Source organism: Cupriavidus sp. UYPR2.512, assembly GCF_000379565.1.
Lineage (GTDB): Bacteria > Pseudomonadota > Gammaproteobacteria > Burkholderiales > Burkholderiaceae > Cupriavidus.
On the sequence record NZ_KB903195.1, the window covers coordinates 135,963 to 156,553 of the forward strand.

Annotated in this window: 20 protein-coding genes; 6 read left to right on the top strand and 14 right to left on the bottom strand. The window is 65.0% G+C overall.

The genetic code is table 11. From position 1 onward, the window contains the following. Positions 1–87: 87 nt before the first annotated feature. Both A3A5_RS0135270 and A3A5_RS0135275 read left to right on the top strand, forming a co-directional pair. Positions 88–1,038, top strand: a complete 951-nt coding sequence (locus tag A3A5_RS0135270) for a LysR family transcriptional regulator (RefSeq protein WP_018315135.1) — start codon at positions 88–90, stop codon at positions 1,036–1,038. A 96-nt stretch (positions 1,039–1,134) separates the two neighbouring features. Then, positions 1,135–1,440, top strand: a complete 306-nt coding sequence (locus A3A5_RS0135275; protein WP_018315136.1) for a hypothetical protein — start codon at positions 1,135–1,137, stop codon at positions 1,438–1,440. A 66-nt stretch (positions 1,441–1,506) separates the two neighbouring features. Here A3A5_RS0135275 and A3A5_RS0135280 read toward each other — a convergent pair whose 3' ends face one another. After that, a complete protein-coding gene (locus A3A5_RS0135280; protein WP_018315137.1) occupies positions 1,507–1,824 on the bottom strand; it encodes a HigA family addiction module antitoxin in 318 nt (105 codons plus the stop codon). 11 nt (positions 1,825–1,835) lie between these two features. Next, positions 1,836–2,114, bottom strand: coding sequence for a type II toxin-antitoxin system RelE/ParE family toxin (locus A3A5_RS0135285; protein ID WP_018315138.1), 279 nt, complete (start codon positions 2,112–2,114; stop codon positions 1,836–1,838). A gap of 271 nt (positions 2,115–2,385) precedes the next feature. Here A3A5_RS0135285 and A3A5_RS0135290 point away from each other — a divergent pair, with 271 nt between their 5' ends. After that, complete coding sequence (locus tag A3A5_RS0135290; protein ID WP_026201445.1) at positions 2,386–2,973, top strand: TetR/AcrR family transcriptional regulator; 588 nt, start codon at positions 2,386–2,388, stop codon at positions 2,971–2,973. A 24-nt stretch (positions 2,974–2,997) separates the two neighbouring features. Here the strand turns inward: A3A5_RS0135290 and A3A5_RS0135295 are convergent, their stop codons facing one another. The 12 genes from A3A5_RS0135295 to A3A5_RS0135355 all read right to left on the bottom strand — a co-directional run bounded on the left by A3A5_RS0135295 (position 2,998) and on the right by A3A5_RS0135355 (position 16,744). Beyond that, entirely contained in the window at positions 2,998–3,267 is a 270-nt protein-coding gene (locus tag A3A5_RS0135295) for a hypothetical protein (protein ID WP_018315140.1), read from the bottom strand. A gap of 16 nt (positions 3,268–3,283) precedes the next feature. Continuing rightward, positions 3,284–3,721, bottom strand: a complete 438-nt coding sequence (locus tag A3A5_RS0135300; protein ID WP_018315141.1) for a PAS domain S-box protein — start codon at positions 3,719–3,721, stop codon at positions 3,284–3,286. Between the two features lie 154 nt (positions 3,722–3,875). After that, a complete protein-coding gene (gene frc, locus A3A5_RS0135305; protein ID WP_018315142.1) occupies positions 3,876–5,126 on the bottom strand; it encodes a formyl-CoA transferase in 1,251 nt (416 codons plus the stop codon). A gap of 40 nt (positions 5,127–5,166) precedes the next feature. Then, a complete protein-coding gene (gene oxc, locus A3A5_RS0135310) occupies positions 5,167–6,906 on the bottom strand; it encodes an oxalyl-CoA decarboxylase (RefSeq protein ID WP_018315143.1) in 1,740 nt (579 codons plus the stop codon). A gap of 544 nt (positions 6,907–7,450) precedes the next feature. Beyond that, positions 7,451–8,794 (bottom strand): oxalate/formate MFS antiporter, encoded by a 1,344-nt coding sequence (gene oxlT, locus A3A5_RS0135320; RefSeq protein ID WP_018315145.1) that lies wholly within the window; start codon positions 8,792–8,794, stop codon positions 7,451–7,453. 354 nt (positions 8,795–9,148) lie between these two features. Then, entirely contained in the window at positions 9,149–10,546 is a 1,398-nt protein-coding gene (gene pntB, locus A3A5_RS0135325) for a Re/Si-specific NAD(P)(+) transhydrogenase subunit beta (RefSeq protein ID WP_018315146.1), read from the bottom strand. A 14-nt stretch (positions 10,547–10,560) separates the two neighbouring features. Then, positions 10,561–12,123, bottom strand: a complete 1,563-nt coding sequence (locus A3A5_RS0135330) for a Re/Si-specific NAD(P)(+) transhydrogenase subunit alpha (protein ID WP_026201446.1) — start codon at positions 12,121–12,123, stop codon at positions 10,561–10,563. Between the two features lie 37 nt (positions 12,124–12,160). After that, the gene (locus tag A3A5_RS0135335; RefSeq protein ID WP_018315148.1) at positions 12,161–12,943 is read right to left on the bottom strand and encodes a fumarylacetoacetate hydrolase family protein; all 783 of its coding nucleotides are present in this window, start codon (positions 12,941–12,943) and stop codon (positions 12,161–12,163) included. A 138-nt stretch (positions 12,944–13,081) separates the two neighbouring features. Further along, positions 13,082–14,314, bottom strand: a complete 1,233-nt coding sequence (gene frc / locus A3A5_RS0135340) for a formyl-CoA transferase (RefSeq protein ID WP_018315149.1) — start codon at positions 14,312–14,314, stop codon at positions 13,082–13,084. 25 nt (positions 14,315–14,339) lie between these two features. Continuing rightward, positions 14,340–14,477 carry a hypothetical protein gene (locus A3A5_RS44260; RefSeq protein ID WP_018315150.1) on the bottom strand — a complete coding sequence of 46 codons (138 nt, stop codon included), beginning with the start codon at positions 14,475–14,477 and terminating at the stop codon, positions 14,340–14,342. Between the two features lie 292 nt (positions 14,478–14,769). Beyond that, a complete protein-coding gene (locus A3A5_RS0135350) occupies positions 14,770–15,489 on the bottom strand; it encodes a GntR family transcriptional regulator (protein WP_026201447.1) in 720 nt (239 codons plus the stop codon). 277 nt (positions 15,490–15,766) lie between these two features. Next, complete coding sequence (locus tag A3A5_RS0135355; RefSeq protein WP_011617428.1) at positions 15,767–16,744, bottom strand: 2-dehydropantoate 2-reductase; 978 nt, start codon at positions 16,742–16,744, stop codon at positions 15,767–15,769. 206 nt (positions 16,745–16,950) lie between these two features. Here A3A5_RS0135355 and A3A5_RS0135360 point away from each other — a divergent pair, with 206 nt between their 5' ends. The 3 genes from A3A5_RS0135360 to A3A5_RS0135370 all read left to right on the top strand — a co-directional run bounded on the left by A3A5_RS0135360 (position 16,951) and on the right by A3A5_RS0135370 (position 20,262). After that, positions 16,951–17,703 carry a TerC family protein gene (locus A3A5_RS0135360; RefSeq protein WP_018315152.1) on the top strand — a complete coding sequence of 251 codons (753 nt, stop codon included), beginning with the start codon at positions 16,951–16,953 and terminating at the stop codon, positions 17,701–17,703. 133 nt (positions 17,704–17,836) lie between these two features. Then, positions 17,837–19,450 (top strand): glucan biosynthesis protein, encoded by a 1,614-nt coding sequence (locus A3A5_RS0135365; RefSeq protein WP_018315153.1) that lies wholly within the window; start codon positions 17,837–17,839, stop codon positions 19,448–19,450. 119 nt (positions 19,451–19,569) lie between these two features. Continuing rightward, on the top strand, positions 19,570–20,262 hold the full coding sequence (locus A3A5_RS0135370; protein ID WP_010810226.1) for a GntR family transcriptional regulator: 693 nt from the start codon (positions 19,570–19,572) through the stop codon (positions 20,260–20,262). Positions 20,263–20,591: the final 329 nt, after the last annotated feature.

Here is a 20,591-nt window from a genome sequence, read left to right on the forward strand (position 1 = left end):
TTGATGCTACTTGAATCTAAGATCAGTACTGCATAAAGTTTTTTATCGTTTATATAGTCAATCGTTTATATATTGCACGGGACGAGCATGAGGAACGCCACGCTGCGGCAACTGAAGGTCTTTGAGACCGTTGCCCGCCATATGAGCTTTTCACGCGCTGCCGAGGAACTGCACCTGACGCAGCCCGCGGTATCGACCCAGGTGCGGCAGCTGGAGCACCACGTGGGGCTGCCCCTGTTCGAGCAGTTGGGCAAGAAGATCTACCTGACGCCGGCGGGCCACGAGATGCTGCATTACAGCCGCAGCATCATCCAGCAGTTCCGCGAGGCCGAAGACGCCATGTCCCAGCTCAAGGGCATCTCCGGCGGCCGGCTCAACGTGGCGGTGATCAGCGCCGGCGACTATTTCTTTCCGCGCCTGCTGGCCGAGTTCATGAACCGCCATGAAGGCGTGACGCTGAACCTTGCCGTGCATAACCGTGAGGAATTGCTGCACCAGCTGGCCGGCAACCTGACCGACCTGGCGGTGATGGTGCGCCCGCCCGAAGGCATGGACACCATCAACGAGGTCTTCGCCCCGCACCCCTATGTCATCGTGGCCGCGCCCACCCACCCGCTGGTCGGCCAGCGCAATATCCCGCTAGCAGGACTGGCGGATGAAGCCTTCGTTTCACGCGAGAAAGGCTCGGATACCTGGAACTCGATGCAGGAAGGCTTTGCTGGCAAGCTGTCCAATATGCGCATCGCGATGGAGATCAAGAGCACCGAGACCATCAAGCAGGCCGTGATCGCCAACATGGGCATCGCCTTCCTGTCGGCGCACACGGTCGGCCTGGAACTGCAGGCCGGCAAGCTGGCGGTGCTGGACATCGAGGGCTTCCCGGTCATGCTCAACTGGTACGTGGTGCACCGTAAGAACAAGCGGCTGCCGCCAGTGGCACTGGCGTTCAAGCAGTTCCTGATGGAAGACGGCGCGGGGCTGATCCAGCGCATCACTGGCGTGGGAGACTTGATCGGCCAAGGATGTATAAACGATTGATTATGAATTTGCTATGAAACTTTAATTATCGCAAATCATCCGATGTCCCTATGCTTGTCTCAACCCAACCGCTACAGCGCATCTGAGGAGACGAGCATGAACCAGGTCCAGCAGGAAAACCGCCAGGCTGCCGTCACAGTCGGCACCGATAACCAACCTATTCCGCGCGACACCCAGCTCGCCGCCTACAACGCCGCGTTTATCGAGCTGGGCCTGCGCTTCCGCTGGGACGCCCAGATGTATGAATGGCTGTGCGGCATCGAATGCGAGAAGGCGCGCGTGGCCCGCTATATCGAAGAACACCACGCGCACCTGCTGGCCGCCTATGATGCCGCCTTTCTGAGCGCGCTGATCTTCGAGAAGAAGAACGAATACCTGCGCGCGGTCGGCCATCTCAACTGAGGGGCCGGTCGGTTCACGGCGAGGCGCGCGAGCGGCCTAGCTTTTTTTGCCTAGCCCGCATGTCCCTCAGGCGAGGTCCGCCTCCTCTGCCTTGACTGCAGGGCGGGGCAGCCGCTTGATGCGCTTGCGCGGCCTTTGCGCCGCGACCCAGAGGTCGTAGGCCATCTGCATGCCGCTCCACATCTCGCGGCTCGCGCCCAGGGCTTCTTCCAGGCGAATGGCGATGTCCGGCGTGATCGACGAATGACCATTCAGGATGCGCGAGAGCGTTGCGCGCGTCACGCCGATGTGCGTGGCGAACGCCGTGATGGTCATATCGTCCATGCCATCGAGCCAATCGGCCAGCACCGCGCCGGGGTGCGGCGGGTTGTGCATGCGCGTCATGATGAGGTCCTTCAGTGGTAGTCCTGGTAATCGACGACGATGACGTCGATGCCGTCGAACATGAATGTCAGCCGCCAGTTGCCATTAACGCTGACGGACCAGTGGCCGGACATGTCGCCGCCCAGTTGATGCAGCTTCCAACCTGGCACCCCCATGTCCTGGGGTTTCGTGGCGTGATCCAGCGCACCGAGCTGATTGCGCAATCTCTGCGCGTGATGCGGCTGGATTCCCGCCTTGGAGCCAGTCTCGAAGAAGCGTCTGAGGCCCGCATGGGCGAAACTCTTGATCATCGATGTCCAGGTAGCAGAGTGTATAGCGTATAGATACGCTATACAAGCGTTAGAAGCTTGCTTGCGTTGCCGGGGACGGACTCTATCACCTGAAGCACACTGGGATCCCTGTCTGCGGCTGCTTTTGAGCCATTACTCATTCCGCGCCTGGGGGAGATGGGGATGTGCCGGCCGGCATGGATCCATTGCCATGCCGGTGCGGGCGCAGTCGTCGTAAGATTCGGCATTTACACTCATGTGCCCGGCGCTTGCCTGGCTTGCCACCCGTTTCATGCCAACCCGACGCACCGACGAAGACTTCATCCAGGACCTGACCCGGCTGCTGAGCACCGAAGGCGTGTCGTCGCTGACCATCGGCGAGATTGCCCAACGCATGCGCTGCTCGCGGCGGCGCCTGTACGAAATCGCGCCAACCAAGGAAGCGCTGTTCGTCGGCATCTGCCGCGAGGTGCTCGCTGACAACCTGGAAAGAGGCTTTGCCGCGGCGCGCCGCGAAAGCGATGCGGCGCGGGCAGTGTCCGCCTACCTGCATGCCGCGCTGAACACATCGGGACTGAGCAAGGCCGCACTGGCGGACCTGGATGCAATCGACAGCGGCCGGGCGGTATTCGACGCCTACCAGCTAGCGCGCGTGCGCGGGCTGGAGAGCCTGCTCGATGCAGGGATGCGGCAAGGGCTGATGGCGCCGCACAATCCGCGGCTGGTTTCCGAAGCGATCCTGGGCGCCGCGCACCGGCTGCGCAACCAGCAGTTCCTGAAGGAAACCGGCCTGAAGATGGGCGATGCCTTCAGCGAGTTCTACGAGATCATCCTCAACGGCCTGCTGTCCCGCCCGGACACCGGCGCGCGCACGTCCTAGCCGCGCGCCGGCAGATGGGCGTGCTCAGGCCACCTGCCTCTCCTGGCCGCCCCAGTAGCGTCCGCGGATGGCCTTGCGGTCGATCTTGCCCAGCGCGGTCAACGGCAGCTCATCCACGAACACCACCTGCTTGGGCGCATTGACCACGCCCTTGTGCTGCGTGACGTGGCCGATCACATCGGCCTCGGTAAGCGCGGCACCGGGCCGGGCCACCACCACGGCGGTGACCGCTTCGCCCCACTTGGCGTCGGGGATGCCGACCGGGTCGCCGCTGAGCGGCTGGCCCGGGATCACAGGGAAGACACGCGCCTCAGGCCTGTTCCTTGACCTGGTTTTCCAGCTCCACCAGCCGCTTCTTCAGCGCCCGCTCCTCCTGGAAGCGCACGGTCTCGTCGCGGATCAAGGCGACGATGCCGGTGATGGCGCCCGCGTCATCTTTGAGCAGCGCCACGGTGAAGGCGATCGACATGGACTTGCCGTCCTTGTCGACCGCGGGCACCTTGAGCAGGTCGTGGCCGTAGCGCGTGATGCCGGTCGCCATGGTCTTGTCGTAGCCCTCCCAGTGCCGCCCGCGCAGGCGCTCAGGGATGATCAGGTCGAGCGACTGGCCCATGGCCTCGGCCTGGGTAAAGCCGAACATGCGCTCGGCGGCGGGGTTCCATAGCGTGATGGCGCCCTTGGCGTCGGAGATGATGATGGCGTCGCCGATGGCGGACACCAGTTGCGCGTAATCGATCTGGTCTGTCATGGGGATTCCCTCGTTATTACCAGGGCCGGTCGGCGCCGGCCTGTCATGGCCATCAAGGTAGCGTGCCACATGGCCACGCTGCAAGCAAAAACGCCGGGGCCCGCTATGCGCGAGACCCCGGCGTACGCTCCGGCACACGTGCCGGCGGGCAGCGTCAGATCACCTGGGACTCGCGCAGGCGCTTGATGTCGTCCGCACAGTAGCCCAGGCCGGCCAGCACCTCGTCGCTATGCTCGCCCAGCAGCGGCGATCCGGTGATCTCCGGCTTCAGGTCGGAGAACTTGATCGGGCTGCCCACCGTCAGGTAGGTGCCGCGCTCCTTGTGCGGCACCTCGGTGATGCTGCCGCTGGCGCGCAGCGACGGATCGGCGGCAATCTCCTTCATCGACAGTACCGGCGAGCACGGAATGTCGTGCTTGCGCAGGATGTCCACTGCTTCGTACTTGGTCTTGTCGGCCAGCCATTCCTCGATGGTGTTGAAGATATCGAAGATATGCGGCTGGCGCGCCTTGGCCGTGGCGTAGTTGGGATCGGCGATCCATTCCGGCTTGCCCAGCGCCTTGCAGATCGGCTCCCAGGCATGGCCCTGGATGGTGAAGTAGATATAGGCGTTGGGATCGGTCTCCCAGCCCTTGCACTTCAGCACCCAGCCCGGCTGGCCGCCGCCGCCCGCGTTGCCGCCGCGCGGCACCACGTCGCTGAAGCTGCCATGCGGATACTGCGGGTACTCTTCCAGGTAGCCCAGGCGGTCCAGGCGCTGCTGGTCGCGCAGCTTGACGCGGCACAGGTTCAGCACCGCATCCTGCATCGACACGGCCACCTTCTGGCCCTTGCCGGACTTGTCGCGGCCGATCAGCGCGGTCAGGATGCCGATGGCCAGGTGCATGCCGGTGTTGGAATCGCCCAGCGCCGCGGCGGACACCGTCGGCGGGCCATCCCAGAAGCCGGTGGTCGAAGCCGCGCCGCCGGCGCACTGGGCCACGTTCTCATAGACCTTCAGGTCTTCGTAGTGGTGGCCGTCGCTGAAGCCCTTGACCGAAGCCACGATCATCTTGGGGTTCAGCTCGTTGATGCGTTCCCACGAGAAGCCCATGCGGTCCAGCGCGCCCGGGCCGAAGTTCTCGACCAGCACGTCCGATTCACGAATCAGCTGCTCCAGGATCTTCTTGCCTTCTGGCTTCTTGGTATCCAGCGTCAGGCTGCGCTTGTTGCTGTTGAGCATGGTGAAGTACAGCGCATCGACATCCGGGATGTCGCGCAACTGGGTACGCGTCACGTCGCCGGAACCGGGGCGCTCCACCTTGATGACGTCTGCGCCGAACCACGCCAGCAGCTGCGTGCACGCGGGGCCAGCCTGGACGTGCGTGAAGTCGATGATCTTGATGCCGTTGAGTGGGAGGTTCACTTTCGTCTCCTATTGGATTAGGGGGTGAAATTCGGGTCGATTACTTCTTGGCCGAGCTTTGCGGATTCAGGTTGGTCAGACGACCACTTTCGGTGCCGGCAGCCGGGTCGATGACGGCGTTGACCAGCGTGGGCTTGCCCGACCGCAGGGCTTCGTTCACCGCGGCTTCGAGTTCCGCCGGCGTGGTCACGTTGTGACCGACGCCGCCGAACGCTTCCATCATCTTGTCGTAGCGCGCGCCCGGGACGAACGTCGTGACCGCCGGATCCTTGCCGCCGGTCGGATTCACGTCGATCCCCTTGTAGACGCCGTTGTTGTTGAAAATAACGATGCAGACGGGCAGGTTGTAACGGCAGATCGTCTCGACTTCCATGCCCGAGAAACCGAACGCACTGTCACCGCACAGCGCCAGCACGGGCTTGCTGGTCTCGACCGCCGCGGCGACCGCGTAGCCCATGCCCACGCCCATCACGCCCCAGGTGCCCACGTCCAGGCGCTTGCGCGGCTCGTACATGTCGATCACGGCACGGGCGTAGTCCAGCGTGTTGGCGCCTTCGTTGACAAACGAGATGCCCGGGTTGGCCTTGACGACATCCTTCAGCACGCCCAGCGCGCCGTGGAAGTTCATCGGCGAGACATCCTTGGCCTTGGCCAGGGTCTCGGCCATCTTTGCCAGGTTCGTGTCCCTGCGGTCGGCCACCGCGTTCAGCCAGTCAGCGCCCGGCTTGGCAAAGTCGTTGCCGACCTTGTCGAGGATCGCCGACACGCACGAACCGATGTCACCCACTACCGGCGCGGCGATGGCGACATTGCTGTCCATCTCGGTCGCCGCGATGTCGATCTGGATGAATTGCTTCGGCTTGCCCCAGGTCTTGCCCTTGCCGTGCGACAGCAGCCAGTTCAGGCGGGCGCCGACCAGCAACACCACGTCAGCTTCAGCCAGCACATACGAGCGTGCGGCCGAGGCCGATTGCGGGTGCGTATCGGGCAGCAGGCCCTTGGCCATCGACATCGGCAGGTACGGAATACCCGTCTTCTCGACCAGCGTGCGGATATCCGCTTCGGCGCGTGCGTATGCGGCACCCTTGCCCAGCAGGATCAGCGGGCGCTTGGCGCTCTTCAGCAGCGCGACGGCACGGTCGACCGAGTCCGGTGCAGGCAGTTGGCGCGGGGCCGGATCCACCACCTTGATCAGCGACTTGCGGCCCTTCTCGGCTTCCATCGACTGGCCCAGCAGCTTGGCCGGCAGGTCCAGGTACACACCGCCCGGACGGCCCGACACGGCGGCACGGATGGCACGCGCGATACCGACACCAATGTCTTCAGCGTGCAGCACGCGGAAGGCAGCCTTGGCGTGCGGACGGGCGATGGCCAGCTGGTCCATCTCTTCGTAGTCACCCTGCTGCAAATCGACGATCTCGCGCTCGCTCGAGCCGCTGATCAGGATCATCGGGAAGCAGTTGGTGGTCGCATGCGCCAGCGCCGTCAGCCCGTTCAGGAAGCCTGGCGCAGACACAGTCAGGCAAACGCCCGGCTTTTGCGTGAGAAAGCCGGCAATCGCTGCGGCGTTGCCTGCGTTCTGCTCGTGACGAAAGCTGATGACGCGCATGCCGTTGGCCTGCGCCAGACGAGCCAGATCGGTGACCGGAATGCCGGGCAGGCCGTAGATGTTTTCGATGCCGTTCAGCTTCAGCGCGTCGATGACCAGATGAAAACCATCGGTTTGTGCCTGATGTTCTTCCGCGGCGTGACGCTGCAGCTCGTTTCCGACTTCTGCCATGGTTGCTTCCTTCTATGCAAATTGACTGGGGTTGGAATTTTTTTTGTTTCAGGGCTTCCGCGATGTGCTCTCGGGCCGCTTCGCTACGACTTGGGACATGTTTGGTCTCCTCTTTGGACTCGTGTTCATGGTGCGCGGGGGCCATCCCCTTGCTTAAACCTGTGCCGGTTTGTTCGACCGGTCTTGATGACATACGGTATGTGATATATCAGAACGACGCAAGAGGAATTTCCAGCAGAATGTCAACTTTCGTCGGTGCAGCGCAGCAATCAGGGCTCTAACTAGCACCAAATCACCGTAAATCCCTAATGCAGGCGATTCATGCGCAATCGGCACAGGTCAGCTCTGCCGCTCGACACGTTGTCGATCGGACGCTAAAACCCGACATAGATATATTACATACCAAAATTTCAGAGCCACTCGGGCCCTAAAGGATGAAGACGCCTGGTACTTATCCTGAATGCCGGCCGGCCTCGCCGGCACAACGGGCAGGCTTCGGGCGCAGACGCGGGCGGTTTGCCGGTCTGCGCCTGAAGTGTTCCCGCTACTCGCCCTGCCGCGGCGCCAGGCCGGCCAGGAACGCTGCATCGGACACACGCACCGCCTCGGCATGCCCGGTGATAAAGCGCTTGCGCATGGGCGCCAGGAACACCTTGGCCGAGATCCCCGCCGCAATCGTCACCACCGCCGCCACCGAGAATACGGCTCCCCAGCCGCCATAGGCCGACAGGATCGATGCCAGCGGCACCACCATCGCCGCCGTGCCTTTCGCCGTGTACAGGGTGCCCGCATTGGCCGCCGCGAACTTGCTGCCGAAGGTATCGGCGCACAAGGCCGGGAAGATCGAGAAGATCTCGCCCCAGAACAGGAAGGTCAGTGCGGCAAAGAACATGAACCAGTACGGGTTGTGCCCCATCTGCATCAACCCGAGCAGCGCCAGGCCTTCGCCGATGAAGATTACGAACATGGTGTTCTCGCGCCCGAACCGGTCCGACAGGAAGCCGCACAAGGGCCGCGTAAAGCCATTGCACAAGTTGTCGATCGACAAGGTCATCGTCAGCAGCGGCAGCGTCATGCCCAGCATCGTCACCGGCATCGAGGCGAAGCCGAAGTCCTTGGCGATGGGCCCGAGCTGCGCCGTCGCCATGATCCCGCCCGCGGCCACGGCCACGAAGCAGACGTAGATCAGCCAGAACACCGGCGTCTTCACCATTTGCCCCGGCGAGAACTCGACCGGATTGGTCAGCACCGCCTTGGCCGCCACCGCTCCCTTGGGCGCCTTGGGCTTCACCAGCAGCAGCGCCAGCACGAAGATGCACACGCCCTGCAGGATGCCGAAGGTCAGGAAGGCCTTTTCATAGCCCGAGCTCTGGATCATGTTGGCGATGGGGATCACCGTGATGGCCGAGCCGGCACCGAAACCCGCCGCCGTCAGCCCGGCTGCCAGGCCGCGCTTGTCCGGGAACCACTTCAGCGCGTTGCCGACGCAGGTCCCGTAGACGCCGCCCGCGCCGATGCCGGCAATCACCGCGGCCGCATACAGCTCCGGCAGGGTGGTCGCATAGGAATTCATCACCCAGGCCAGTCCCGCGCAGATGGCCCCGCCCGCCACTACCGGGCGCGGGCCGAACTTGTCCACCAGCCAGCCTTCCAGCGGCACCAGCCAGGTTTCCGTCACGATAAAAATGGAAAATGCCACCTGGATGGCGGACGCGCCCCAGTGATGCTTGGCGTCCATCGGTGACACAAAGAGGGTCCAGCCGTACTGCAAATTCGCCACCAGCCCCATGCACACCACGCCGATTGCAAGCTGGATCCAACGGTTCTGCAGCCCGCGGCCGTTCACGTTGCCGTGACCGGCCGGGGCCGATGCTTCAAATTGCGCCATCTGTTTTGTCTCCTGGTACCGCTTGTTTGTGCCTCGACGGGCACATCAGGGCTTTGTGGGTTGCCCTTCTCACAACTAGACCGGCGCCTGGCATTGCGGCACATGAAGTCGTGGATTGATGCTACCCGAAGCTTAATTTGATAGGTCTTAAAGTTTTTTATCGTATCTATTAACGATCATTTATATATAGCGGAACCCGCATGAATCGACTCGCGGACATCCGTCTGTGCTCGTCCATCGTCGCCTGACCCGGACCAGATCTTTTCGGTCCTTGCCTGCAATAAAGCCACCGTCGCCCGCTGGCAGCAGGCGACAGTGGCTCGCAAGCAAGGGAAATGCGCCGCGGACGCGCACTCAGGCCGGCGCTTCCTCTAACTGCCGCAGCAAGGCGTCGACACTGCCTTTGGCATCGCCGAACCACATGCGCGTGTTGTCCTTGTAGAACAGCGGGTTGTCCACGCCGGCATAGCCCGCCGCCATGCTGCGCTTGGACACCACCACGGTGCGGGCCTTCCACACCTCCAGCACCGGCATGCCGGCAATGGGGCTGCCGGGATCCTCCAGCGCGCCGGGGTTGACGATGTCGTTGGCGCCCACCACCAGCACCACGTCGGCCTTCTCGAAGTCGTCGTTGATCTCTTCCATCTCCAGCACGATGTCGTACGGCACGCGCGCCTCGGCCAGCAGCACGTTCATGTGCCCGGGCAGGCGGCCCGCCACCGGATGGATGCCGAAACGGACATTGACCCCTTGCGCCCGCAGCCGCCGGGCGATCTCGCTGATGGTGCCCTGGGCCTGCGCCACGGCCATGCCGTAGCCCGGCACGATGATCACGTCGCTGGCGTCCTTGAGCAGGTTGCCGACTTCCTCGCTGGACACCGGCAGCACCTCGCCCTGCTCGGTTGCCGCGCCCTGCGCCTGCACCGCGCCGAAGCCGCCCAGGATCACCGACAGGAACTTGCGGTTCATCGCCTTGCACATGATGTAGCTGAGGATGGCGCCGCTCGACCCCACCAGCGCGCCCGTGATGATCAGCAGGTCGTTGCCCAGCATGAAGCCGGTGGCCGCCGCGGCCCAGCCGGAGTAGCTGTTGAGCATCGACACCACCACCGGCATGTCGGCGCCGCCGATGGCCAGCACCAGGTGCGCGCCGACCAGCAGCGCAATCACCGTCATCGCCGCCAGCGGCACCAGCCCCTGCTGCGCGCCGGGCGCGCTCAGGAAGGCATAGCCCAGCCACACGCAAACCAGCAGCGCGATGGCATTCAACGCATGCCGCCCGGGCAGCAGCATCGGCTTGCCGCCCATGGTGCCCTGCAGCTTCAGGAACGCGATGATCGAGCCCGTAAACGTGACCGCGCCGATCAGGATGCCAAGGTAGGTTTCCACTTCATGGATGGCCTTCTCCGCGCCAGTGAGCGCATGGGCATCCAGGTAGTTGGCGTAGCCCACCAGCACCGCGGCCAGGCCGACGAAGCTGTGCAGCACCGCCACCAGCTGCGGCATCTGTGTCATTTCCACGCGCTTGGCCAGCATGGCACCGGCAACGCCGCCCACCAGCATCGCGCCGATGATGATGGCGATGCCGTCCGGGCTGCCCGCCAGCACGGTGGTCAGCACCGCGATCACCATGCCGGCGATGCCCAGCAGGTTGCCGCGGCGCGCGGTGTCGGGGTGGCTCAGCCCGCTCAGGCTGAGGATGAAGAGCGCACTGGCGCCCAGGTAAGCGATATTGCTGATTCCGGATGGCATCCCTGTCTCCCCGTCTAGTCCCGCTGGAACATCTTGAGCATGCGCTGCGTCACCAGGAAGCCGCCGGCGATATTGATGGTGGCCAGCAGCACCGCGCAGCCGGCAATCGCCGCCGTCAGCAGCGACGGCTTGCCCAGTTGCACCAGCGCCCCCACCACGATGATCCCGCTGATGGCATTGGTCACGCTCATCAGCGGCGTATGCAGCGCGGCGGTGACGTTCCACACCACCTGGTAGCCGACAAAGATCGCCAGCACGAACACCGTGAAGTGCGCCATGAAGGCTGGCGGCGCGACCGCGCCCAGGCCCAGCAGCGCGGCCGCCGCGATGGCCAGCGCGATCAGCGTCGCGCCGCTGCGGCTGCGCGGCGGCCCGGCTTCGGCCTGCACCGGCGGCGTCGCGGCCGGCGCCTGCTGCTGCGGGATCGCCACCGTCAGCGGCGGCGGTGGCCAGGTCACCGTGCCCTGGTGCAGCACCGTGGCGCCGCGGATCATCTCGTCGTCCATGTCGACCACAAGCTGGCCGTCCTTGCCCGGCGTCAGCTCCGTCAGCAGGTGGCGGATATTGGTGCCATAGAGCTGGCTGGCCTGCGCGGCCATGCGGCTGGGCAGGTCGGTGTAGCCGATGATGGTGACGCCGTGCTGCCGCACCGCTTCACCCGGCACGGTCAGCTCGCAGTTGCCGCCCTGCTCCGCGGCCAGGTCGACCACCACGCTGCCGGCGCGCATCAGGCCCACCGTGCCGGCCTCAAGCAGCTTGGGCGCGGGCCTGCCCGGGATCAGCGCGGTGGTGATGATGATGTCGACCTCGCGCGCCTGTTCGGCAAAGAGGCGCATCTCGGCTTCGATAAAGGCCGGGCTCATCTCCTTGGCGTAGCCGCCGCTGCCGCTGCCGTCCTCTTCGATCTCGACGGTCAGGAACTCGGCGCCCAGGCTTTCGATCTGCTGGCGCACCACCGGCCGCGTATCGAAGGCGCGCACCACCGCGCCCAGGCTGCGTGCCGCGCCGATCGCGGCCAGCCCCGCCACGCCCGCGCCAATCACCAGCACGCGCGCCGGCGGGATCTTGCCCGCGGCCGTGATCTGCCCGGCGAAGGGCCGGCCAAAGGCATGCGCGGCTTCGATCACGGCGCGGTAGCCCGCCATATTGGCCATCGAACTGAGCGCGTCCAGCTTCTGCGCGCGCGAGATGCGCGGCACGCAGTCCATCGCCAGCACGGTTGCGCCGCGCTGCGTCAGCCGCTCCAGCATCGCCATCTGCTGCGCCGGCCAGACAAAGCCGATCAGCGTGGCATGCTTCTTCAGCAATGCCGCCTCTTCCACGCCCAGGCTGGGGTGAACCTGCGGCGGGCGCACCTTGATCACCACGTCGACCGAGGCCCACAGGCTGGCCGCGTCGACAATGGCCGCGCCGGCGGCACTGTAGTCAGCGTCGGAGAACGACGCTTCCTGGCCGGCCCCGGTCTCGACCACCACCTGGTAGCCCAGCTTGAGCAGTTCCCTGACCGAGTCGGGCGTGGCGGCAACGCGCCGCTCGCCCGGATGGACTTCGCGTGGCACACCGATCGTCATTGGCATGGCATTCACCGTTTTATGGAAGGAATCAGGCGCCGGCTCAGCCGCGCACGTGGTTGACCAGCGAGCCGATGCCCGCGATCGCCACCTCGACCACCGCACCGTCCTTCATCGACCCCACGCCGATCGAGGTGCCGCACGCAATCACGTCACCGGGCATCAGCGTCAGGTCCTGCGAGATCCGGCTGACCTGCTCCTCGGGCGAGAAGATCATGTCCGACAGCGGGTAGTTCTGCCGCTCCACGCCATCGAGCCGCGTGATCACGCTGGCGGCTTTCCAGTTGAAGCCGCAGACAATGGCCGGGCCGATGCAGCCGAAGGTGTCAAAGCCCTTGGCGCGGGTCCACTGCGGGAAGCTGGGGTCGGCCGTGATCAGCTCGGCCGCGGTCACGTCGTTGACGACGGTGTAGCCGAAGATATGCGCGCCGGCCTCAGCCACGGACACATTGCGCGCCTTGCTGCCGATCACGATGCCGAGCTCCCCCTCATAGACGATCTTGCCGTCGTAGCTCTTGGGGCGCTGCACGGCATGGCCCGGCCCGGCCAGCGACGAGGCCGGCTTGATCAGGAACAGCGGGTGCGTGGGCACGGGCTTTTCCAGCTTGCGCGCGAGCGCATGGAAGTTGTTCCACAGCGCCACCACCTTGCCCGGCGCGCAGGGCGCGAGCAGCGTCAGCGACGCGCGGTCATGCACGGCGCCGGTGAGGGCCGGGTCGTTGAAACCGTCGCCGTCATATTCGACGACACGGTTGCCATCGGCTTCGTCGATGCGGCCATGGCCGATGCTGCCGTCGGCGCGGCGAAAGCGTATCCAGGTTTGCACAGCATGCTCCTTGCGCAGGCAAAGGGAGGCCCTGCCTGCTCCAATGTCGGTTGCAGGATCTTGGAAGAAGTGGGATCGCGGGCGGCGCGCGCCCGCAATCGTCATTCCCGCGCAGGCGGGAATGACGTCAGGTCTGTGTCATACCGCGCCGGCCAGCTTCATCGCGGCGATCTGCGCGGGCGAGCGCCCCAGCCACTCGAGGATCTCTTCGGTATGCTCGCCCAGCAGCGGCGAACGCTCGATCTCCACCGGCGATGCCGAGAGCGTGATCGGGCAGCCCAGCTGCACGTAGCTGCCGCGCTGCGGGTGCTCCAGCTCCACCAGGTAGCCGCGCTGGTACAGCGACTCATCCTCGATCAGGTCTTTCATCGACAGGATCGGGCCGCACGGCACATCGACCTCATTGAGCGCCGCCATCACGTCGAACTTGCTGCGGCCGCCGGTCCATTTCTCGATCACGGCGAAGCAGTCGGCCAGATGCTTGAGGCGTGCCTCGGGCGTGGCGTAGTCGGGATTGGTGATCAGGTCCTCGCGCCCGCACAGGCGCATCAGCGGCTCCCAGCCCTGCGGCTGGATGATGACGTAGACATAGTCGTTGGGGCCGCCCGGCGCGCAGCGCAGCGCCGCACCCGGCTGGCCGCCGCCCGAGGCATTGCCGGCGCGCGGCACGTGGTCGCCGAATTCTTCGTTTGGGTACTCGCGCAGCGGGCCGTTGGACAGGCGCTGCTGGTCGCGCAGCTTGACGCGGCACAGGTTCAGCACCGCGTCCTGCATCGCCACTTCCACGCGCTGGCCGCGGCCGGTGTGCTCGCGCTGCAGCAGCGCGGCCAGGATGCCGACCACGCAATGCACGCCCGTGCCCGAATCACCGATCTGCGCGCCGGTGACGGTTGGCACGCCCTCGGCATCGCCCGTGGTGGAGGCCGAGCCGCCCATGCACTGGGCCACGTTCTCATACGCCTTGCAGTCTGCGTACGGCCCCGGGCCGAAGCCCTTGATCGAGGCATAGACCAGCCGCGGGTTCAGGTCCTGCAGGTGGTCCCAGTCAAAGCCGGCGCGCTCCAGCACGCCCGGCCCGAAGTTCTCGATCAGCACGTCGCTGCGCTGGACCAGGTCTTCGAGCAGCGCCTTGCCTTCGGGCGTCTTCATGTTCAGCGTCAGGCTGCGCTTGTTGCTGTTGAGCATGGTGAAGTACAGGCTGTCGGCGTTGGCAACGTCGCGCAGCTGGCTGCGGGTAATGTCCCCGCGCCCCGGCATTTCCACCTTGATCACGTCCGCGCCCAGCCACGCCATCAGCTGCGTGGCCGAGGGGCCCGCCTGGACGTGAGTCATGTCCAGGATGCGAACGCCTTGCAGTGCCTTGGTTTCCATTCGGATGTCTCCTCGGGCGATGGTTTTACTTGTAAATGGTCTGATTCTTGGTGCCCGGCGCGTACTCGCTCGGGTCCACCCGGATATGGATCACCGCCGGCTTGCCCGTGCGCGCGATCGCCTCGCGGCCACGGCGCAGCGCCCCGGCGATTGGGCTCCTCATTGAACTTTGCCGTTCGGCCCTCTTGATGACATACGGTATGTGATATATCAGAAGAGAGCAAGAGGATTTGCCCCGATGCGACACAAATTTCGACGATGCAATGCAGCAATCGCACGATTTTGTCTACCGGAAGTGGGAAACCCAGTGAAATCCCGAATCAGTCAGGCAGCATCTTTTTCGCATTGATATATCACATACCACAACGCGAAACGCTCGCCCGCCGTCTGGGATGCGCACCAAAGCAAAACGGCGGACCCAGGTCCGCCGTTTTGCTGCCCTGCCCCGCCCGCTTTCAGTCGAGGAAGTCGCAGTGCCGTTCCACGTAGTCAGCCAGATCCAGCGAATGCTGCCGCACCAGCCGCTCGGCCAGCTCGGTATCGCGCTTCTCCAGCGCCTCGATGATGCGCAGGTGGTCCACGATGGAGCGCGCCGCGCGGTCGCTCTGCGAGATCGTCATCTTCCGTATCGCCCGCACGTGGATAAAGATATTGCGGATCGTGTCCATGATGATGTGCGACCTGGACAGCTGCACGATCGCCTGGTGGAACGCGATATTGGCGTCGGAATATTCTTCGATATGCTCGGCCGGGGTGGAATCGCGGAAGCTGTCGAACATGCGGCGCAGCTGTGCGATCTCGGCATCGGTGGCGTTCTGCGTGGCCAGCCGTGCCGCCATGCTTTCCAGCGCCGCCCACATCTGGATCATCTCCACGATCTCGCGCTTGGTCTTGCGCATGATGTAGATGCCGCGCCGGGGCACGGTGCGCAGGAAGCCTTCCTGCTCCAGCAGCGTCATGGCTTCGCGGATGGGCGTGCGGCTGACACCCATGGCCTCGCTCAGCACCCGCTCATCGAGGCGGATCTCGTCGCGCGACTGGTAGATGTCAGCGTCGGCGATGGCCTGGCGCAACATGGCGTAGGCCTGGTCGCGCAGGCTCGCGCCGGCGTTGATCGGTTGCACGGACAAGGCCAGCCCGCTTGGCTGGACGATGGATTGGCTTTGCGCAGACATGAATGAGCTCGTGTGAGACCAGCGGCAGGGCGGCCGGAATGGCTACCCCCGCATTGCCGCACAGCTTAGCAAAAACGCCTGACCCATTACGAAAACGCATCAAACAATGCGTAGTTGTCATGCATCGGCACAGTAGCGGTGCGCGGTCTGTCGTATATCGTATATCACTATCGCCCTGCCTTTCTCGCTTGGCAAGCCCGGCTCACGCTGCCCTGCGCGCGCCCGGCGTGCGCCAGGGGATACCTGACCCGGCGGTATCCCCTGTTGCCAGCCGCGCTCAGGCGGCCAGCTTGGCCATCGTGTCGCGCTGCTTGATCAGCCCCAGCACGGCGTCGCACATCGGCGTGGGCTGCGCGACCAGGCGCCCCATCTCCTGCACCACCGTCAGCAGCGGGTCGATTTCCATGGCCCGCCCGGCCTCCAGGTCCTGCAGCATCGAGGTCTTGTGCGCGCCCACGGCACCGGCGCCGTCGATGCGACGCTCCACGTCAACGCGGAATTTCACCCCGAAGCGCTCGGCGATGCCCTGCGCCTCCACCATCATCTGGCGTGACAGCGCCCGCGTGGCCGGGTCGGCGGTGATGACGTCGAGCGTGGCATGCGTGAGCGCACTGATCGGGTTGAAGCACAGGTTGCCCCAGAGCTTGAGCCAGATCTCGTCGCGGATGTTGTCGCGCACCGGGGCGTCCAGGTCGGCGGCCATCATCATTTCGCTCAGCCGGGTCACGCGCGCGGAGCGGCTGCCATCCGGCTCGCCCAGCGGAAACTTCTTGCCATAGACATGCTTGATCACGCCAGGCGCAACGATTTCAGCCGCGGGATAGACCACACAGCCGATCGCCCGCTCCGGCCCCAGGCCTTTCCACTGGCGCCCGCCGGGATCGACGCTTTCCAGCGTGCTGCCGGCCAGGTCGCCGCCATGCTTGTAGAAGTACCAGTACGGAATGCCGTTGACGCCGGTGACGACCGCGGTTTCCGGTCCCAGCAGCGGCTGCATCTGGTCCACCACGCCCGGCACGGAATGCGCCTTGAGGGTGATGAACACATAGTCCTGGTGCCCGAGCTCGCGCGGATCGCTGGTGCATCGCACCTTGGCCACGCGTTCTTCGCCGTCGATCAGCAGCCTGACGCCATGTTCCTGCATTGCCGCGAGATGGGGGCCGCGCGCAACGAAGCTGACCTCCGCCCCCGCGCGCGCCAGCTGCGCCCCGACATAGCCGCCGATGGCGCCTGCACCGTAGATACACACCTTCATCGCTGTCTCCTTGATGGCTCGATTTGGATCTTTTGATATATCACATACTATATTCCATAGAGACGCATGGCAACCGCGTCAAGCAACCTTTATCTTTCCGGATCACACTGCGCGGGCAAGCGGCGCTGCGCTAACATGACGCCTGCATGTGCCCCGGGTGGAACATCGTCCGGCGCCAGCCTGGAACCTGACACCCCGGAGCCCTCATGGAAGCGTCGTTGGCATTGCTGCAGGACCCCGCCGCGTGGGCGGCACTGGCCACCCTGGTGGCCATGGAAATCGTGCTGGGGATCGACAACCTGATCTTTATCTCGATCCTGACCAACAAGCTGCCTGAAGCCATGCGCGAGAAGGCGCGCAAGATCGGCATCAGCCTGGCGCTGGTGATGCGCCTGGGGCTGCTGGCCACCATCGCCGTCATCGTCAAGCTCACCGAGCCGGTGTTCACCATCCTGGGCCAGGGAATGTCGTGGCGCGACATGATCCTGATTGCCGGCGGCGCCTTCCTGGTGTGGAAGGCAACGCGTGAAATCCACCAGCACGTCAGCGGCGACGAGGAAGGCGAGGACAGCGGCACGGCCAAGGCGGTGCAGAGCTTTGCCTCGGCCATCGGGCAGATCCTGATCCTCGACCTGGTGTTCTCGATCGACAGCATCATCACCGCGGTCGGCATGACCGAGCATGTGCAGATCATGTTCGTGGCGGTGATCGCCGCCGTGATGACGATGCTGTTCGCCGCCACCCCGCTGGCCAACTTCATCAACCGCAACCCGACCATCGTGATGCTGGCGCTGGCCTTCCTGATCATGATCGGCATGACGCTGGTCGCGGAGGGCCTCGGCACCCATGTGCCCAAGGGCTATATCTATACGGCGATGGCGTTCTCGGCCGCGGTCGAGGGGCTGAACATGCTGGCACGCCAACGGCGCCAGCGGCGCCGGGCCAGCGGGCAGGCCTGATGTGCGGCGGCGGCCGCTTGCAGTCAGGCTGCAGGCGGCCGCCTGTAACAGAGGGTGTCCGAACTTTTCGCGGACGACGGCGTCTCTTACAGTTCTGCACAACCCCCGAACAATAAAAGGACGCTTTCGCCACATGATGAACCGCCGAACCCTGCTGGTCTCCGCCACTGCCTCCGCCGCGCTCGCCGCACTGGGCATTACCCCGTCGGTGCTGGCAGCCAGCCGGATCAAGCTCGGCGACGCCCAGCCATTCGGTTTCGACGCCCTGATCGAACGCGCCCGCGCGCTGGCCGGCAAGCCCTACGCGCCGCCGCCGTCGCCGCCCGCGGACGTGCTGTCCCGCATCGACTACGACGCCCACGGCAAGATCCGCTTCCGCACTGACGACGCGCTCTTTGCCAGTGGCCCCGGCCAGTTCCCGGTCACCTTCTTCCACCTCGGCACGTACTTCCGCACGCCGGTGCGCATGCACGTGATCGAGCGCGCCAAGGGCGGCCCCGGCAAGGCCCGCGAGATCGTCTACGACGACGCCTACTTCGACATGCCGGCCGACAGCCCCGCGCACAAGCTGCCGCCGGGCAGCGGCTTTGCCGGCTTCCGCTTCCAGGAAAGCCGCCTCGGCGACCAGAAGACACGCGACTGGCGCAAGAACGACTGGGTTGCCTTCCTCGGCGCGTCGTATTTCCGCGCCATCGGCGAGCTGTACCAGTACGGGCTGTCCGCGCGCGGTGTTGCCATCGACGTGGCCGAAGCCGGCAAGTCCGAGGAATTCCCGGCCTTCACCCATTTCTGGTTCGAGACGCCCGAGGGCAACGGCGATACCGTCACGGTCTATGCCCTGCTGGATGGCCCCAGCATCGCCGGCGCCTACCGCTTCGTCATGCAGCGTGGCAAGGCCGTGATCATGGATGTGGAATGCGCGCTGTTCCTGCGCAAGGATGTGGGCCGGCTGGGGCTGGCGCCGCTGACCTCGATGTTCTGGTTCTCTGAAGGCATCAAGGGCACTGCCGTCGACTGGCGCCCGGAGGTACACGATTCCGACGGCCTGGCGCTGTGGAACGGGGCCGGCGAGCATATCTGGCGCCCGCTGAACAACCCGCCGCAGACCACGGCCTCGGCGTTTTCCGACGATAACCCGAAAGGCTTCGGACTGCTGCAGCGCGACCGCCTGTTCGATCACTACCAGGACGGCGTCAACTATGAGCGCCGCCCGAGCCTTTGGGTCGAGCCGCGCGACGGCTGGGGCGCCGGTTCGGTACAGCTGGTTGAGCTGCGCACCGATGACGAGATCCACGACAACATCGTCGCCATGTGGGTGCCCAAGGCCCCGGCCAAGGCCGGCAGCACCTACCGCCTGCGCTACCGGCTGCACTGGCAGGCCGACGAGCCCTTTGCTTCGCCGCTGGCGCGCTGCGTGGCCACGCGCCTGGGCAATGGCGGCCAGCCGGGCCAGCCGCGGCCCAAGGGCGTGCGCAAGTTCATGGTCGAGTTCAAGGGCGCGCCGCTGGAAAAACTGCCCTTCGGCGTCAAACCCGAGGCCGTGCTGACCGCCTCGCGCGGCACCTTCTCCTACGTCTTCACCGAAGCCGTTCCCAACGGCGTGCCGGGCCACTGGCGCGCCCAGTTCGACCTGACCGCCGACGGCAACCAGCCGGTCGATATCCGCCTGTTCCTGAGGATGAACGGCAAGCCGCTGTCCGAGACCTGGCTCTATCAATACCACCCGTTCCAGTCGCCGGCGGGCTGAGGCGCCCCGGCACGGCCGCGCCGGGCCCTTTACACCATATTGCGTCGCCGTGATGTCAGGCGCGCACGAGCGGGTATCATGGCTGGCTACGACAGTCCAACTGCATCAGCCAGCCTCACATGATTTCTCAAGAGTTCGCCGGCGCCGCCGAGAGTGGCCAGGCCGCATCGCTCCCGCGCTCAGAGCGCGCCTACCAGCAACTGCGCGCCGCCATCCAGGCCGGCCAGCTGCCCCCCGGTACGCGGCTGCGCGAGGTGGAACTGGCCGAATCCCTGGGCCTGTCGCGCACGCCGGTGCGTGAAGCGCTGTCGCGGCTGGAATCCGAAGGCCTGGTCGTCAACGAGCCCAACCGCGGCATGATGGTCACCCAGCTTGACGCAAGCATGGTCAGCGAGCTGTACGTGATGCGCGAAGTGCTGGAAGGCACCGCCGCCGCGCTGGCCGCGCGCCATGCCACCGACGTGGAGATCTCGCTGCTGCGCGATATTGTCGAGCGCGACCTGGCCATCGCCGACGACCCCGACCGGCTCGCACTGAACAACCGGCTCTTCCACGAGACCCTGCACCGCTGCGCTCACAACCGCTATCTGCTGAAGACGCTGCGCTCGCTGCATGAATCGATGGCGCTGCTGGGACGCACCACGCTGGCGGTGCCGGGGCGCGCGCGCAGCTCCTACGAGGAACATATCTCGCTGGTCGAGGCGCTGGAAAAGCGCGACCCGGCACTGGCCGAGCAGATCGCGCGCCGGCATATCCAGCAGGCCTACAAGGTGCGGCTGTCGCTCTGGATCCAGGAACAGTCGGGCAGTTGAGCTGCCCGGCAGCAGTCGGCAGTATCAGGCCACCTGGGCCCGCGCCGTGCGCAGCGTGCCCAGGCTAAGGAACGAGTGAGAAATAACTTCCCGAAGTGGACCTGGCGTGCGCAAAGCGACGCGGGTAAGATGTGATGCCTCTGGAGGACAAACGATGCAGGCTGGTTACCGGGCTGAGGTTGAAACGCGGATGAAGCGGCTGTACGCGCGCTTGTCGGAGAAGGACCGACGGCGGTATGCGGCTGTGGAGGCGGACAAGCTGGGCCATGGCGGTTTCGAATATATTGCGAAACTGTTTGAAATGGACCCGAAAACAATTAGACAAGGGC